The sequence below is a fragment of the Arthrobacter sp. Y81 genome, assembly GCF_002929335.1.
In the GTDB taxonomy this organism is placed as follows: Bacteria; Actinomycetota; Actinomycetes; order Actinomycetales; family Micrococcaceae; genus Arthrobacter.
Map to the genome: position 1 here is coordinate 83,347 of NZ_PJIL01000002.1, position 14,794 is coordinate 98,140.

Here is a 14,794-nt window from a genome sequence, read left to right on the forward strand (position 1 = left end):
GTGCCCTGCAGACTACTCTGCGGCTGCCTCGACGACTTCGGCGCTTTCAGCGCCTTCTTCTTCGGCGATGACCGGGGACAGGGACAGCTTTCCGCGGTCGTCGATCTTGGTGATCTCAACCTGGATCTTCTGGCCCACGGAGACGACGTCCTCGACATTGTCAACGCGCTTGCCGCCGGCGATCTTGCGCAGCTCGGAGATGTGCAGCAGACCGTCCTTGCCCGGGGTGAGGGAAATGAAGGCACCGAAGGTGGTGGTCTTGACGACCGTACCCAGGTAGCGCTCTCCGATTTCCGGAACCTGCGGGTTGGCGATGGCGTTGATCGCGGAGCGTGCGGCGTCGGCGGACGGGCCGTTGGTGGCGCCGATGTAAACGGTGCCGTCGTCCTCGATGGAGATGTCCGCGCCGGTGTCTTCCTGGATCTGGTTGATCATCTTGCCCTTGGGCCCAATGACCTCGCCGATCTTGTCCACGGGGATCTTGACCGCGATGACGCGCGGCGCGAACTCGGAGAGCTCGTCCGGGGTGTCGATCGCGGAGTTCAGGACCTCGAGGATGTGCAGGCGGGCTTCGCGTGCCTGCTTCAGTGCAGCAGCCAGGACGGAGGCCGGAATGCCGTCGAGCTTCGTGTCCAGCTGGATGGCCGTGACGAACTCGGAGGTACCGGCAACCTTGAAGTCCATGTCACCGAAAGCATCTTCGGCGCCGAGGATGTCAGTCAGGGCCGCGTAGCGGGTCTGACCGTCAACCTGGTCGGAAACCAGGCCCATGGCAATGCCGGCAACGGCAGCCTTCAGCGGCACACCTGCGTTGAGCAGGGACAGCGTGGAGGCGCAGACGGAACCCATCGACGTCGAACCGTTGGAGCTGAGAGCCTCAGACACCTGGCGGATGGCGTACGGGAATTCCTCGCGGGACGGCAGCACCGGCACGATGGCGCGCTCTGCGAGTGCACCGTGGCCGATTTCGCGGCGCTTGGGCGAACCCACGCGGCCGGTCTCACCGGTGGAGTACGGCGGGAAGTTGTAGTTGTGCATGTAGCGCTTGCGCGTTACCGGCGACAGCGAATCGATCTGCTGTTCCATCTTCAGCATGTTCAGCGTGGTGACACCCATGATCTGGGTCTCGCCGCGTTCGAAGATCGCCGAACCGTGGACGCGGGGCAGAACCTCAACCTCGGCGGTGAGCTGGCGGATGTCCGTCAGGCCGCGGCCGTCGATGCGGATCTGGTCCTTGAGGATGCGCTGGCGCACAACCTGCTTGGTGACCGAGCGGAAGGCTGCGGACAGCTCCTTTTCGCGGCCCTCGAACTGGCTGGCGAGCGAAGAGGTGACTTCGTCCTTGAGCTCGTCGGAAGCGACGTCGCGCTCCTGCTTGTCAGCGATCTGGAAAACAGCAGCAAGCTTCTCAGCGGCAGCGGCTTCAACAGCGGCGTAGACGTCGTCCTCGTAGTCGAGGAAGACCGGGAATTCGACGGTGGGCTTGGCGGCGCGGGCAGCCAGGTCGGCCTGGGCGTCGCAGAGGGCCTTGATGAACGGCTTGGCAGCCTCGAGGCCTTCGGAAACAACCTCTTCGGTGGGAGCGGTTGCGCCCTGTTCCTTGATGAGGTTCCAGGAGTTGTCCGTGGCTTCGGCTTCAACCATCATGATGGCGATGTCGTCTCCGTCGGCTCCCGACACAGTCCTACCGGCAACGACCATGTTGAACACGGAGTTCTCGAGCTGGGAGTGCTTCGGGAAAGCAACCCACTGCGAGCCGTTCTCGTCAGCAACGAGGGCAACGCGGACGCCGCCGATCGGGCCGGAGAAGGGCAGGCCTGAGAGCTGGGTGGACATCGAGGAAGCGTTGATGGCCACGACGTCGTAGAGCTCGTCCGGGTTGATCGCCAGGACGGTGACCACGATCTGGACCTCGTTACGCAGGCCCTTGATGAAGGCCGGACGCAGCGGGCGGTCCATGAGGCGGCAAGCCAGGATGGCTTCGGTGGACGGGCGGCCTTCACGGCGGAAGAACGAGCCCGGGATGCGGCCGGCGGCGTACATACGCTCTTCGACGTCAACGGTGAGCGGGAAGAAGTCGAAGCCTTCACGCGGGTGCTTGCCGGCGGTGGTTGCGGACAGCAGCGCGGTGTCTTCGTCGATGTACACCATCGCTGCGCCGGCTGCCTGCTTGGCAAGACGGCCGGTTTCGAAGCGGATTACACGCTTACCGAAGCGGCCATTATCAATGACGGCTTCTGAGAACTGGATTTCGGGACCCTCCAAGAGAGTCACCTCCGTTTCTTGGTTAACGGAAGTCCAGCCGCATCAACCCAGTCCAGCATCTGTCTACTGGCCTGCACTGCACCCGGTCATCGATCGAGACCCACGGGCCGGGCTTCATTCTTCGAAGCCGTTCCCGGGAATCACTACCGAGGACCGCGAATGCGTGATGCGGTTGATCCTCCTGTTTAGTTTTCTACTGAAGAAGGCGGCCCGTCCCTGAAGGAAAGGGCCGCCCCGTAATTCAGACTAGCGGCGCAGGCCGAGACGCTCGATCAGCGCACGGTAGCGGGCAATGTCAGTGTTCTTGAGGTAGGTGAGCATACGCTTGCGACGACCAACCATGGCCAGCAGACCGCGCTGGGTGTGGAAGTCGTGCTTGTGCACCTTCATGTGCTCAGTGAGATCCTTGATCCGCTGAGTCAGGACTGCAACCTGGACCTCCGGCGAACCGGTGTCGCCCTCGGACGTTGCGAAATCCTTGATGATGGACTGCTTTACAGCGGCTTCAAGTGCCACAATAACTCCTAGAGATGTGCCGTGAGGCCCGAATCAGTAACTCACTGCCGGGTGTGCTTGTACCGGAAATCCCGGCCTAACCGGGAATTCCTGCACATAACAAGAGCCAGCCGCCACGGACTGCAGCCGGATCCAACGTTTAGTTTACCGGCCCAGCCGCAATCTTGTCGAAACACCGTGTTGACTCATCAAAGATGCGCCGGCGCCTACGGGCGCACGGACTACGGGCGTGCCAGCAGATCGCGGATCGCAGCGACACCGCGGTAGACCTCCGCGAAAGATGTACTGAGCGGTGAGAGCCCGATCCGGATCCCGTGCGGTGCCCGGAAATCGGGGATGACATCCTGCTCCCAGAGCTCGGCCGTCATCTCCCGGAAGTCCGGGTGGTCCACGGTGATGTGGCTCCCCCGCTGATCCGGGTCCCGCGGTGTTGCCAGGAGGACACCGGCCGGAGCCAGCCACGCATCATGGAGTTCAAGCGCGAAGGCCGCCAGCTTCCGGGACTTTTCGCGGAGTGCCTTCATCCCGGCTTCTTCGATCAGGTCCAGCGTGCCCTGCATCGCGATCATGCCGAAAATTGCCGGTGTTCCGCTGAGGAAGCTGCGGATCCCCGGGGCCGGTTCGTAGCCGGCCGCCATTTCGAAGGCGTCCTTCCGGCCCATCCAGCCCCAGATCGGCTGGTTCAGCGCCGGCAGGTGCCGCGCATTGACGTAGGCGAAGGCGGGCGAACCCGGTCCCCCGTTGAGGTATTTGTACGTGCAGCCCGCGGCGAAGTCGACGCCGGCGCCATCAAGCTGCAGCTCAACTGACCCGGCGGAATGGCACAGGTCCCACACCACCAGCGCACCGGCGTCGTGCACAGCCGACGTGATCGCCGGGAGATCGGCGAGGAACCCCGAGCGGTAAGCCACCTGGCTGAGGACCACGACGGCGGTGGCCGGCCCAACGGCCGCCGTCACCTGATCCACCGTCACCCCGGCGGCCGGGTCGGCGTCGATCCAGCGCAGGGTCAGCCCTTCCTCCTGGGCGATGCCTTCCAGGAGGTAGCGGTCCGTGGGGAAGTTGTCCGTGTCCAGCACGATCTCGGTTCTGGCGGGGTCCTTGACCGCGGCGAGGGCGGCGCGGATCAGCTTGTACAGGACCACGGTGGTGGAGTCGGCGATGATGGTCTGCCCCGGAGCCGCGCCGAGCACTACCCGGCCCAGCTGGTCGCCGATGGCCTCGGGCAGCTGGAGCCAGTCTTCGTCCCAGCCGCGGATCAGCCGGCCGCCCCAGCTGTCCTGGATGAAAGCGCTGATGTCAGTGACGGTCCGCTTGAGCGGACGGCCCAGCGAGTTGCCGTCCAGGTAGGACAGGTCCGTGTCCGTTCCGACAAAGTGGTCGCGGTAGCCTGCCAGCGGGTCCGCGGCGTCGAGTTCGACGGCGCGCTGCAGCAGGACGTCTTGGGTCTCGTGCACCGTGCTCATTGGCCGATCTCCGTCCGGACGGCAAAAAGTTCGGGGAAGAAGGTCAGCTCCAGGGCCTTCTGCAGGAACGCGGCCCCGCTGGAACCGCCGGTGCCCGCCTTCATGCCGATGGTCCGTTGCACCGTCCGCAGATGCCGGAACCGCCACAGCTGGAAGTTGTCCTCCAGGTCCACGAGTTCCTCGCAGGCCTCGTAGGCACCCCAGTTGTCCGCCGCGTTTTCGTAGATGTGCTTGAACACGGGCACCAGTTCGGGGCAGAACTCGTGCGCTTTCGTGACGTCGCGCTCCAGCAGGGAGGCCGGAACCTCGAAGCCCTGGCGGTGAAGGTAGGCCAGGAATTCGTCGTAGATGCTCGGCGCCTCGAGGACGCGGCGGAGCTGCTCGTGGGCCTCGGGATCGGATTCGAACACCGGAAGCATCTTGCGGTTCTTGTTGCCGAGAACAAACTCCACTGCCCGGTACTGGCTGGACTGGAACCCCGAGGAATTGCCCAGGAAGCCGCGGAACTGTGAGTACTCGGTGGGGGTAAGCGTCGCCAGGACGGACCATTGCTCGGTCAGGGTCTTCTGGATGTGCTTGACGCGCGCAATCGCCTTCAAAGCGGAGCCGAGGTCGTCGCTGCGGAGCCATGCAGCCGCGCTGCGCAGCTCGTGAAGGACCAGCTTCAGCCAGAGCTCAGTGGTCTGGTGCTGGATGATGAACAGCAGTTCGTCGTGGTGTTCGGGATCGCTGACCGGCTGCTGCGCGCTCAGGAGCGTGGGCAGCTGCAGGTAGGACGCGTAACTCATCCGCGAACTGAAATCCCGGACTATGTCCTTTTCCAGTTTCCTTGTGTTCTTCTCAACGGACACAGCGGTGCCTTCCTTGCCAGTGACTGTGGTCAGCGCCGGAACAGGATGTCGTGGGCCTGGACGACGTCCAGGCGCATCTGTTCGACGAGCGCTTCCGGCCCACGGTACGCCACCATGCCCCGCAACCGCGCCACAAACTCCACCACTACTGTCTGGCCGTACAGATCGAAGTCTTCAACCGGCTCTTCCGGGCGGTCGATCACGTGCGCTTCAACCTGCCGGCTGACCCCGTCGAACGTCGGGTTCGAACCGACGGAGATGGCTGCAGGCCACCTTGTGCCGATCTGGTCCACCAGCCAGCCGGCGTAGATGCCGTCCGCAGGAATGTAACCGCTGGCTTCAGAGGCCAGGTTGGCGGTGGGGAAACCAAGGGCACGTCCACGGGCTGCACCGTGCACCACCTCGCCGCGCATCCGGTGCGGGCGGCCAAGCACGGCAGCCGCGGTGGTGACGTCGCCGTCCCGCAACGCTTCACGAACCCAGGTGGACGAACAGCGGCGGTCCTTGCCGCCGTCGTCGTGAATGGGAAATCCTTCGGAGCCGAACTCACTGATGACCTGGACGGTGAAGCCGAACTTCTCCCCCAGCTCCTGCATGGTGGAAAGGTCACCGGAGTTTCCGCGGCCAAAGCGGGCATCGTGGCCGATCACCACGTGGCTGGCCTTGAGGCTGTCCACGAGGACGCCTGCCACGAACTCTTCGGGGGTAAGGCTGGCGAGTTCCAGGGAGTACTTCATGACCAGGACGGCATCCAGCCCCAGTTCGCCGAGGGCAACAAGCTTGTCCTCCAGGCCCATGATGAGCTCAGGAGCCGACTCGGGCCGGTGGACCTGCGCAGGATGGGGATCAAAAGTGACCGCTACTGACCGCGCCCCGTTGAGTCGGGCCGTACGGATGAGCTGTGAAAGCACCTGCTGGTGCCCCCGATGCACGCCGTCGAAATTGCCGAACGTGACAACGGTAGGGCCGAAGTCCGCGGGGACCTCGGACGGATCGTTCCAGATGTGGACCATCAACCTCGCCTTTTACTGCCTGCCATTGACTCGTCCGGAGTGCCGCGCCGGGCTCCGGAACTCTCTAAGATTACCCGCAATTGCCCGGAGCAACCGACGCCCCGGCCGGTGCCCAGCCTGGCCTTCCGCGGGTCTGCGTCCCGGACTAGGATGCAAGGGCAGCACCCGGCGACGCAGCTGCGCGCCGCGTCCAACGATGCTCTCGGCCGCCCGCCGGGCTGAAGGAGAATGCCATGACTGACCTCCGTGAGATTCTGGATCAGATGCCGGTCGACCAGATTGCCGGGCTGTTGGGCACGGACAGGGAGTCTGCCCAGGCCGCCATCGAGGCCGCTGTACCCACCCTCCTCGCCGGCATGCAAAGCAACGCACAGGCGCCGGATGGTGCCGCGTCCCTGGAATCCGCCCTGGCCCAGCATCGTGACGGGCTCGTGGACGGCGGCGTGGACGCCTCGCAGGTGGACACTCACGACGGCGAGAAGATTGTGAGCCATGTGTTTGGCGGGCAGCAGGACCAGGTGGCAACCCAGCTCGCGGGATCTGCCAACCTCGGCGGCGTTGGCAGCGACCTCGTCCGGAAGCTGCTGCCCATTCTCGCCCCCATTGTGATGTCTTACCTCGCCAAGAAGATCCTCGGCGGACAAAATGCGGGAGGCGGGGCCGGCGACCTGGCTGGCCGCGACGGTTCGGGCGAGCCTTCTGACGACAGTGCGGGCCAGCCTGGCGGGATCGATCTCGGCAGTATCCTGGGCGGCATTCTTGGCGGCGGCCCGCAGGGCGGCACCGGCGCCGAAGGCGGAGGCTTCGGGGATATTCTTGGCGGCATTTTGGGCGGGGGCTCGCAGGGCGGGCAGCAGTCCCGGGGTGCAGTAGTCCCGGAACGGGTGAGCAATTCGGCGCCGCAAGCCCCGACCGGGCCTCTGGGTCAGCCGATACCGCAGGGCGGTGCGCCCGTTCCGGGCGAGTTGATCGACGTCGACCTCCCCGACGACGGGACGGCCGGGTACAAAGAGGAGAAAAAGAACGACGGCGGCGGCCTCGGCGGCCTGTTGGGCGGGCTCTTCGGGAAGAAATAGCCACCCGAAGCTCACCTCAGGGGTGGGCCGGGGGCATCAGCTGCGCGCACCGGACCCGCCGCAGCGGTTGCGAGGTGGGCCAGCCATTCGTCCAGCTCCCCGGGCCTGCGGAACGCCATCACCGGCGGCATGTCCGGATCGGTCTGCCACTCCCTGAACACCCGTTTTTTCCTGGCGAATGAGTTGAAGTGCCAGTAGAAGATCGAATCCCTCGCAAAGAGCCTCCCGAGTGTTTCCACGTTTCCGTTGCACACGGGCTGCCTGGTGATGACGCGCCGGAGGGAACGGCGCAGCAGGCGGGAGAGTGAAAGCCAACGGGGATAGTCCAACACGACAACGAGCTCCGCGCGGGGAACAACGATGTCCCGCCACACGCCGTAGGCGCTGTCGAGGACCCAGCGGTCGCGTGCAGCGACGGCCGCTGCGATTTCGCGTTGCTGTTCGACGGTGCGTTGCTGCCAGCCGGGAAGCCAGCCGATATCGTCGTCGGCGGAGTACTCCGGGAGCCCCGACGCTGCCGCATATTCATGGGCCGCCGAAGACTTGCCGCTGCCCGTCACACCGTAGAAGAGCACACGGGACGGGTTTTTGGGGATGGGTTTCGCGGGCTGGCTCATGAGGATTTTCCCGTGCTGCGGGCCGCGCGCTCCGGACCCTGGCTGGCACTGGTCCGTTTGCCGGTGCGGCAATAGCCTCCGGTGCCGTGTTGTTGGGCTGCCTTGTTCACGATTTGCTCCCCCTGTTTGCCCGGCGCTTTCGTGTGTCCCCTGAAACACTGCCCACCGGCGAGTTGTCACGATAGCACCCATGGAATTCTTCGTTTGCTGACAGCATTTCAGCAGGCCCCGGCGGAGCTCTGCCATGCAACACTGGTCCGATGCCTGATTTCAGCGTTCACGTCGGCAGCGGGATTGCCGACGCAGATGTCATCGCCGTGTACGAATCCGTGGGATGGACCGCCTACACCGGGGAACCCGAAGTGCTGGTCCGGGCGATCCGGAATTCAGCTTTTGTGGTGACCTGCCGGGACGGCGCAGGAGAAATCGTCGGCCTGGCGCGGGCAATTTCGGACGACGCCACCATCTGCTATGTGCAGGACATCCTGGTTAGGCCTTCGTTCCAGGGATCCGGCGCCGGGCGGGCGATGCTTGAAGCCATCCAGTCGAGATACAGGCATGTCCGGCAGACGGTACTCATCACCGATAACGGACCCGGGCAGCGTGGCTTCTATCAGACCCTGGGATTCACCGAAGGCTCCGACTTCAGCCCCGAGCCGCTGAGGATGTTCGCCAAGTTCCGCTAGCCGCGGGCATGCCCGGCAGCATCATTCGAGTCTGAAGTAGTTGTTTCGCCCTGGTGTTTGACGGGGGTCGATGTGGGGTGGCGGGATGAACCACGGGACCCCGGTTTTGACCTGGATGTGCCACTGCTCCTTGTGGATCAAATGGTGGTGATGGGAGCAGAGCAGGGTTCCGTTATCGGTGCCGGTGTTTCCGCCGTGTGACCAATAGGAGATGTGGTGGGCTTCGCACCAGGGCGCCGGGATGGTGCAGCCGGGGAAGGCGCAGCCCTGGTCGCGGGCGGTGATGGCTTTGCGGATGTGGGGCGGGAAAATCCTGGTGGTGCGGCCGATGTCCAGGATGCGGCCTTCGCTGCCGAGCAGAACGGGGATGATATCGGCATCGCAGGCGATCTTCCGGACCGTGGAAGCGTTGACCGGGCCGGTGAACGCGAACGACCCGGTGGCTGCGGTTCGGTAGCGGGGTCCTTGGGCGGTGGTGTGTTCGAGGCGGTCCAGGAGGTCCTGGTAGTCGATGGTGACCATCACCTGGGGCCGGAGCCCGCCGGCAGTGGGGAGGCCGTTCGTTGTCAGGCCTGCTTTGCAGGCACCGACCAGGCCGTCGAGGAGCCGTTGCGGCCGGGTCCGCTGGTCCAGGCCGGCGTCAGGTGGGCCGCCGGTCCCGTCGCCGCTATCCGCTGCAGTGTCTGCGTCGTTGCCGGCGTCGCTGCCGGCGTCGATGTCCTCGGTGGTACCGACCCGGGTGCGGGGGTTGGTGGCGGTGTTCATGACGGTCAGGAGGGGTTCGTACTGGTCAGGGGTGGCGAAGATTTCCAGGTGGTGGAGTCCGCGGCGGGCCGGGCGGAGGAAGACGCCCTGGCGGCGGCGGAGTTCTTCCTCGGAAGGTTCGGATCCGTCCTGGTCGATCGCGTCGGTCCAGCGGCGGGCGATCCGGGTGAGGAAGTCGGTGTCGTATTGGGCCGCGGTGCGGGTCAGGGCGTGTTCCATCCGGGCTGTGGTGTCCTCGGTGGCGTGGTGCCGGACCCGGTCCAGGGCCAGAGTGATGATGGTCGCGGGGCGGGAGGCGATAGTCCCGGCGGCAACAGCGGCGGCGAGTTCGGGCCGCTCCGGAGGCTCCGTATGGCCGGCAAACCCTGTCCGGGGCAGCACCGCGGACGCGAGACTGATCCGGCGCCGGGCCTCGGATGCGCTGATCCGTAGCCGTGCCCGGAGGAACTCGGTGGCGTTCCGGGACCCGTCATCAGCCGGGCAGGGTGTTGAGGGCTTGGGCGTATCAGGATCCGCGGCAGTTTCTGCGCCCCATCCGGTGACCCAGCCGACCGCCGCGCCCGAACCTGAGCCTGAGCCGACTGCGGCCGAGCGCGCAGCCACTGCGGCTTCCCGACGGCTCCGCTCCACGGCCCCGGCCGCGACGATCTGAAGGTACTCCGCGGCCCGGGAGATTTCCTCGACCTTGTCGGCGAAGTCCGCGGCCTCGCGGAAGCCAAGCAGCGCCGCTTCGTCGACCGCCGTCGAACCGATACTTTTGAGCAGCTCAAGGCACCGCGCCAGATCACCGGACCCGCCGCCGTCGGACGCTATGGCGGCCGGATGCTGTGGCCCCGCAGGGACACTGCGCAGGCCGCGGATACGCACAGCAGCAGCATCAGTGGGCAGGTTGGCCCACCGCAACGCGCCTCCTGCTCCGAGCTCCCCCATGGCTTCCACGGGATAAGTCTGCCAACGGGGTCAGACAAAATAGGCCGGCGAGTCAGCCGGGAAACTTAGTCCGTGTGGCTCAGCCGCGTCAGCCCAACTTCGGGGTCGGTCGCCGCCGGTACAGCCACACAAGCCCCAGGATGGGAAGCAGGAGGGGTATAAAAGCGTAGCCGCGGCCGAACAGGGACCACACGGTTTCGTGCGGGAAGTTGACGGAGTCGAAGATACTCAGCGCCCCGACCACCAGTACGCCCACCAATTCCACAAGAACCGCAGCCACGGATACCTTGAACCAGGTCCGTCCCGCCTTCGCCAGCGAAACCGTCGCCACGACGTAAACGAGCGCCGCGAACGCGGAGAGCAGGTACGCCAACGGGGCTTCAGAGAACTTAGTAAGGATCTGGTAGCCGGCCCGCGCCGTGGCGGAGATGGCAAAAACGGCGTAGACCGTGATCAGCAGGCGCCCGGGGCCCGTGTTCCGGGTGTCCTTGGGCTGGGCCTCTGCGGCAGCGTTCTCTGCCTTGTTGACGGGGGTTTGCGGAGTCAATTCTGCTTCTTCCACTTAGTACCAGATCTGGTTCATGCGGGCGGCCATAACAACGGCGGTGACCCCCACGGCAGCCAGGACAAAGTTGCTCCACCGGGTGCGCTCCAGGACGGACCAGTACACGGCGCCCACCGGAAGAATCAGCGCAGTCACCAGGTAACCCCAGAACTCCCACGCTTCGCCGACGATCTGCTCCCCCGACGCCACCCGGACGATCGAACCCACCAGGTAAACCAGCAGCGCGAGTTCCACAGCTGCGACGGACAGGATGGTCGTATCGTTCGGAGCCTTCTTCATGATCCCCGCCGCGGTGCAGATGATCGTGGAAAGCAGCCCGACGGCCAGAATGATGTAAAAGTACGCGTCCAAGCTACTTGGCCTGCTGTTCGTTGCTCGGGGCAAACACCAGCACCGGCTTTGCGTAGCTTCCGGCGTCGGCCAGCAGGGCCACCAGCGTGCCGTCCGGAGCGAACGCCGCGGCAGGTTTGTCGGCAGTGGCGGCTTCCGGTGTCCCGGCAGCGACGCCTGCGGCGATACGCCGGCCGAAGGAAATTTCGGTGGTTTCATCCTCGCTGAGCTCGCGGTTGGGCATGAGGGCCCGTGCGGCCAGGGACATTTCCAGCACTTCGAGTTCCTCGGCCAACTGTTCCAGGGTCCGGGCCTGGTCAAGGGTGTACGGGCCGACCTGGGTCCGGCGAAGGGCTGTCAGGTGGCCTCCCGTACCCAGCGCTTCACCAAGGTCCCGGGCCAGGGCACGGATGTACGTTCCCGAAGAGCATTCCACGGTGACGTCCACGTCGAGGATTCCCCCGTCACGCTCCGGACGGACTGAGTGGACGTCGAAGCGGTGGATGGTGACCGGTCGCGCGGCGAGCTTGACGTCTTCGCCGGACCGGACCCGGGCATAGGCGCGCTCACCGTTGACTTTGATGGCGCTGACGCTGCTGGGAACCTGCTGGATCTCGCCGGTGAGAGCCGCGACGCCGGCCCGAATGGCTTCCTCGGTGACGGCGGCGGCAGATTGAGTGCTGACGACCTCACCCTCGGCGTCGTCCGTCACGGTGGACTCGCCGAGGCGGATGGTGGCCGTGTACGTCTTGGATGTGCCAACGATGTACGTCAGGAGCCGCGTGGCCTTGTTGATCCCGAGGACGAGTACACCCGTGGCCATGGGATCCAGCGTTCCGGCGTGCCCCACTTTCCGGGTACCGGCCAGCCGCCGCATCCGTCCAACCACATCGTGGCTGGTCCATCCTTGCGGCTTGTCCACTATTACCAGTCCAGAAAGCACGCCTCCCAGTATATCCGCGCCGACGGCTCTCCCTTTTCGCCCGACGGCAGGCAGTTAGGATGGCAGACATGCCTGAGCTTGCCGCACATGCCCGCGACGTTCCCGTCAACCAGATCCGCGAGATCACTGAGGCCGCGTGGGCCACCCCCGGTGCCATTGTGCTAAGCATCGGAGAACCGGGGTTTGCCCTCCCCCGCCACGTCCTCGAGGCCGGCATGGCCTGCCTGGACCGCGACGAAACCAACTACACGCCGAACGCCGGAATCCCCGCCCTCCGCGAGGCCTTCGCAGACAGGTTCCGTGAGCACAATGGCGTTGACATCGGTTCCGAGCGGGTCTACATCGTGGACGGCGCCCAGCAGGGCCTCCACTTCGCCATGAGCCTGCTGCTCTCCCCCGGCGACGAAATCCTGATCCCCAACCCCGGTTACCCGACGTTTGCAATGACCGGCCGGCTGCTGCACGGAGTTCCCGTGGGCTACCCGCTCTACCCGGAGCACGACTTTCAGCCGAGGATCGAGGACATTGAGGCACTCATCACGCCGCGGACCCGGGTGCTGATCCTGAATTCACCGTCCAATCCCCTGGGCGCGGTCCTGGGCGAAGAGCTGACCCGCAGCATGGTGGAGCTGGCTCAGCGCCATGACCTGTGGATCATCTCCGACGAATGCTACGAGGCGTTCACCTACGATGTTCCCCACGTCAGCCCTGCCCGCTTCGACAGTGATGTCCCTGGGGAAGCCAGGGTTTTTACGTCCCTGACGCTCTCCAAGACATACGGCCTGACGGGGCTGCGGATCGGTGCGCTGGTCTGCCCGCCCGGGCTGGAGCGGAAAATGAACAACGTGATGGAGTCGATTGTTTCCTGCGTCGCGTCCCCGTCCCAGTACGCCGCGATAGCTGCCCTGACGGGCCCTCAGGACTACGTCAGCCACGCGCATGCCCACTACCGGGCCAACCGGGACTCGGCCTCGGCGGTGCTGGAATCCAAGGGCATCCCGTTCCTCTCCGCGCAGGGCGCCTTCTACCTGTGGGCCGATGTTTCACACGTCAGCGGCGGCGACGTGCGGTCCTGGGTCCGGACGTTCCTGGCCGAATCCGGGGTGTCCTTTGCTCCGGGGACGGCCTTCGGCTCCATCGGCGAAGGCTGGATCCGGATCGCGCTGTGCGCCGCCCAGGCAGACCTCGTGGAAGGCCTGGGCCGCCTCCCGTCGCGAAGCTGATCCTCCCGTCGAGGAACTGCTCCCGAAGCTGATGCAGCCCACCTGAAGAAACAATCTCCCCAAGTCGGGCACAGAGCCCCTAGTGCACGAGCCGGCCGACCCCTAACCTGTCCACAGGGGCGGCTCCGGAGAGGAAGATCATGTGGTGGCAGGACCTGCTGTGGGGCTTCTGGAATGGTATTACGGCGTGGATAGTGCTCATTGCCCACGTGTTCGGTGCGTGGGCGGAGTTCCCCTTCTACAACACCGGCAGGGCCGGCAACTGGTATGACTTCGGCTTCCTGCTGGGCATGGGATCACCTTTGCTCGGAGGGCTGGGTGCGCGCGGCCGGCGGTCCCGGCGTACCTAGCACGGGACCCAGCCGCGGTAACTCAGCTCAGGCTCGAGGACAGCGCGTGTTCCAGCCATGTCCGGAGCTCAGGCGCCGGTGCGGCACCCGCCTGACGGGCGATCACCGTTCCATTGACGATCACCATCAGCGTGGGGATTGCCTGAACGGCAAACCTGGAGGAGAGTCCCGGCGCGCGGTCCACATCCACCTTGACCAGCTTGATCCGTCCCGCCTTCTCCGTCGCCAGTTGGTCCAGGACCGGACTGACCAGCCGGCAGGGGCCGCACCATACGGCCCAGAAGTCGATCAGCACAGGCACGGTTGACTGCTCTGCGATGTGCCTGAAGTCAGCGTCTCCGGCGTCGACGATCCACGGCAGGTTATGGCGGCAGTTTCCGCAGAGGGGACGGCCGGGAGCCGCTGCGGGGATCCTGTTCGTCTTACCGCAGCCGGGACACCTGATGAGTCTCGGTTCCACTGCTCCCCGCTGCCTTCCAGTCGCGCCTGAAGCCATAGGTTAATCGCACGCCCGGCTGCCGGGGCCGCATAGAGTCGAAGGTCCCGCCGGCCCGGCAGTCTGCTCCTATCCGCGGCCGGGGCTCAGTATTCGGTGCGGTCCGGGTTGTTGCGCCACGCGTCGAACGGAACGTTCGACGTCGGAATGTCGGTCTGGCGGACCGGCATAAGTTCTGGCCGGGTGCCCTCAAAATACTCGTAGAACAGGGCGTCGTCGAACCCGGCGGCCGCTGCCCCGTGCCTGTCCGCGGCAAAATACACACGCCCGATCCGCGCCCACAACGCCGAGGCCAGGCACAACGGACACGGCTCACAGCTCGCATAAAGCACGGCGCCGCTCAGGTCGAAGGTCCCGGACGCGGCCGCTGCTGTCCGGATGGCCACAACCTCGGCGTGGGCAGTGGGGTCGTTGTCGCGCGTCACCCTGTTGACGCCGAAATGGAGCTTCCCGTCTGCAGCGACCACTAATGCACCAAACGGGCCACCGCCGTCGGCCACATTCTGAACGGCCAGGTTAACGGCCTGGCCAAGGAACTCCTGGATGTCAGCGGCTGAAGGTTGGGCGTCCATGCTCCGATCATAGCCAGCTATACCCCGCTTCACGTGCAGAAGCCGGCTGCAGTTTGCCGGATCCATCGACTTACCCGGAGGCGAAGAAATAGAATGTGCCCAGTGGGGGCGGCGGTCTTTCCCGTAAGCC

General features: G+C 65.2%; 16 protein-coding genes. 4 read left to right on the forward strand and 12 right to left on the reverse strand.

Annotated elements, in window-relative coordinates; all coding sequences use genetic code 11:
* Positions 1-12: 12 nt before the first annotated feature.
* From CXQ91_RS03215 to CXQ91_RS03235, 5 genes are all read right to left on the reverse strand, one after another.
* Positions 13-2,265 (reverse strand): polyribonucleotide nucleotidyltransferase, encoded by a 2,253-nt coding sequence (locus CXQ91_RS03215; RefSeq protein ID WP_104172488.1) that lies wholly within the window; start codon positions 2,263-2,265, stop codon positions 13-15.
* Between the two features lie 246 nt (positions 2,266-2,511).
* Entirely contained in the window at positions 2,512-2,781 is a 270-nt protein-coding gene (rpsO, locus tag CXQ91_RS03220) for a 30S ribosomal protein S15 (protein WP_104172489.1), read from the reverse strand.
* 221 nt (positions 2,782-3,002) lie between these two features.
* A complete protein-coding gene (gene kynU / locus CXQ91_RS03225; protein WP_104172490.1) occupies positions 3,003-4,247 on the reverse strand; it encodes a kynureninase in 1,245 nt (414 codons plus the stop codon).
* Positions 4,244-5,098: a tryptophan 2,3-dioxygenase gene (gene kynA / locus CXQ91_RS03230; RefSeq protein ID WP_104172491.1), complete on the reverse strand. Its 855-nt coding sequence runs from the start codon at positions 5,096-5,098 to the stop codon at positions 4,244-4,246. Before kynA ends, kynU begins: the two co-directional genes overlap by 4 nt.
* 29 nt (positions 5,099-5,127) lie before the next feature.
* Entirely contained in the window at positions 5,128-6,111 is a 984-nt protein-coding gene (locus CXQ91_RS03235; RefSeq protein ID WP_104172492.1) for a bifunctional riboflavin kinase/FAD synthetase, read from the reverse strand.
* A 233-nt stretch (positions 6,112-6,344) separates the two neighbouring features.
* Here CXQ91_RS03235 and CXQ91_RS03240 point away from each other — a divergent pair, with 233 nt between their 5' ends.
* A complete protein-coding gene (locus tag CXQ91_RS03240) occupies positions 6,345-7,187 on the forward strand; it encodes a DUF937 domain-containing protein (RefSeq protein ID WP_104172493.1) in 843 nt (280 codons plus the stop codon).
* A gap of 11 nt (positions 7,188-7,198) precedes the next feature.
* Here CXQ91_RS03240 and CXQ91_RS03245 read toward each other — a convergent pair whose 3' ends face one another.
* Entirely contained in the window at positions 7,199-7,804 is a 606-nt protein-coding gene (locus CXQ91_RS03245; RefSeq protein WP_104172494.1) for an adenylate kinase, read from the reverse strand.
* 260 nt (positions 7,805-8,064) lie between these two features.
* Between CXQ91_RS03245 and CXQ91_RS03250 the strand changes: the two genes are divergently transcribed.
* Positions 8,065-8,490, forward strand: a complete 426-nt coding sequence (locus CXQ91_RS03250) for a GNAT family N-acetyltransferase (RefSeq protein ID WP_104172495.1) — start codon at positions 8,065-8,067, stop codon at positions 8,488-8,490.
* A gap of 21 nt (positions 8,491-8,511) precedes the next feature.
* On the opposite strand, the gene CXQ91_RS03255 is transcribed toward CXQ91_RS03250, so the two are convergent.
* The 4 genes from CXQ91_RS03255 to truB all read right to left on the reverse strand — a co-directional run bounded on the left by CXQ91_RS03255 (position 8,512) and on the right by truB (position 12,023).
* Positions 8,512-10,185, reverse strand: coding sequence for an HNH endonuclease signature motif containing protein (locus CXQ91_RS03255; RefSeq protein WP_104172496.1), 1,674 nt, complete (start codon positions 10,183-10,185; stop codon positions 8,512-8,514).
* A gap of 88 nt (positions 10,186-10,273) precedes the next feature.
* Entirely contained in the window at positions 10,274-10,732 is a 459-nt protein-coding gene (locus CXQ91_RS03260) for a hypothetical protein (protein ID WP_104172833.1), read from the reverse strand.
* Between the two features lie 15 nt (positions 10,733-10,747).
* Entirely contained in the window at positions 10,748-11,101 is a 354-nt protein-coding gene (locus tag CXQ91_RS03265) for a hypothetical protein (protein WP_104172497.1), read from the reverse strand.
* Position 11,102: 1 nt separating this feature from the next.
* Positions 11,103-12,023 (reverse strand): tRNA pseudouridine(55) synthase TruB, encoded by a 921-nt coding sequence (gene truB, locus CXQ91_RS03270; protein ID WP_104172498.1) that lies wholly within the window; start codon positions 12,021-12,023, stop codon positions 11,103-11,105.
* Between the two features lie 68 nt (positions 12,024-12,091).
* On the opposite strand from truB, the gene CXQ91_RS03275 reads away from it, so the two are divergent.
* Together CXQ91_RS03275 and CXQ91_RS03280 are read left to right on the forward strand one after the other, a co-directional pair.
* Positions 12,092-13,246, forward strand: coding sequence for a pyridoxal phosphate-dependent aminotransferase (locus CXQ91_RS03275; protein ID WP_181038757.1), 1,155 nt, complete (start codon positions 12,092-12,094; stop codon positions 13,244-13,246).
* 140 nt (positions 13,247-13,386) lie between these two features.
* On the forward strand, positions 13,387-13,596 hold the full coding sequence (locus tag CXQ91_RS03280) for a hypothetical protein (RefSeq protein ID WP_104172500.1): 210 nt from the start codon (positions 13,387-13,389) through the stop codon (positions 13,594-13,596).
* Positions 13,597-13,618: 22 nt separating this feature from the next.
* Here the strand turns inward: CXQ91_RS03280 and trxA are convergent, their stop codons facing one another.
* Both trxA and CXQ91_RS03290 read right to left on the reverse strand, forming a co-directional pair.
* A complete protein-coding gene (gene trxA, locus CXQ91_RS03285) occupies positions 13,619-14,092 on the reverse strand; it encodes a thioredoxin (RefSeq protein WP_374953616.1) in 474 nt (157 codons plus the stop codon).
* A gap of 86 nt (positions 14,093-14,178) precedes the next feature.
* The gene (locus CXQ91_RS03290) at positions 14,179-14,664 is read right to left on the reverse strand and encodes a nucleoside deaminase (protein WP_104172502.1); all 486 of its coding nucleotides are present in this window, start codon (positions 14,662-14,664) and stop codon (positions 14,179-14,181) included.
* Positions 14,665-14,794 lie beyond the last annotated feature (130 nt).

Coding starts and splice junctions, on each gene's coding strand:
- kynU (WP_104172490.1), bottom strand. CDS start 4,247: ATGAGCACGGTGCACGAGACCCAAGACGTCCTGCTGCAGCGCGCCGTC.
- CXQ91_RS03235 (WP_104172492.1), bottom strand. CDS start 6,111: ATGGTCCACATCTGGAACGATCCGTCCGAGGTCCCCGCGGACTTCGGC.
- CXQ91_RS03240 (WP_104172493.1), top strand. CDS start 6,345: ATGACTGACCTCCGTGAGATTCTGGATCAGATGCCGGTCGACCAGATT.
- CXQ91_RS03245 (WP_104172494.1), bottom strand. CDS start 7,804: ATGAGCCAGCCCGCGAAACCCATCCCCAAAAACCCGTCCCGTGTGCTC.
- CXQ91_RS03250 (WP_104172495.1), top strand. CDS start 8,065: ATGCCTGATTTCAGCGTTCACGTCGGCAGCGGGATTGCCGACGCAGAT.
- CXQ91_RS03255 (WP_104172496.1), bottom strand. CDS start 10,185: ATGGGGGAGCTCGGAGCAGGAGGCGCGTTGCGGTGGGCCAACCTGCCC.
- CXQ91_RS03275 (WP_181038757.1), top strand. CDS start 12,092: ATGCCTGAGCTTGCCGCACATGCCCGCGACGTTCCCGTCAACCAGATC.
- CXQ91_RS03280 (WP_104172500.1), top strand. CDS start 13,387: ATGTGGTGGCAGGACCTGCTGTGGGGCTTCTGGAATGGTATTACGGCG.
- trxA (WP_374953616.1), bottom strand. CDS start 14,092: ATGGCTTCAGGCGCGACTGGAAGGCAGCGGGGAGCAGTGGAACCGAGA.
- CXQ91_RS03290 (WP_104172502.1), bottom strand. CDS start 14,664: ATGGACGCCCAACCTTCAGCCGCTGACATCCAGGAGTTCCTTGGCCAG.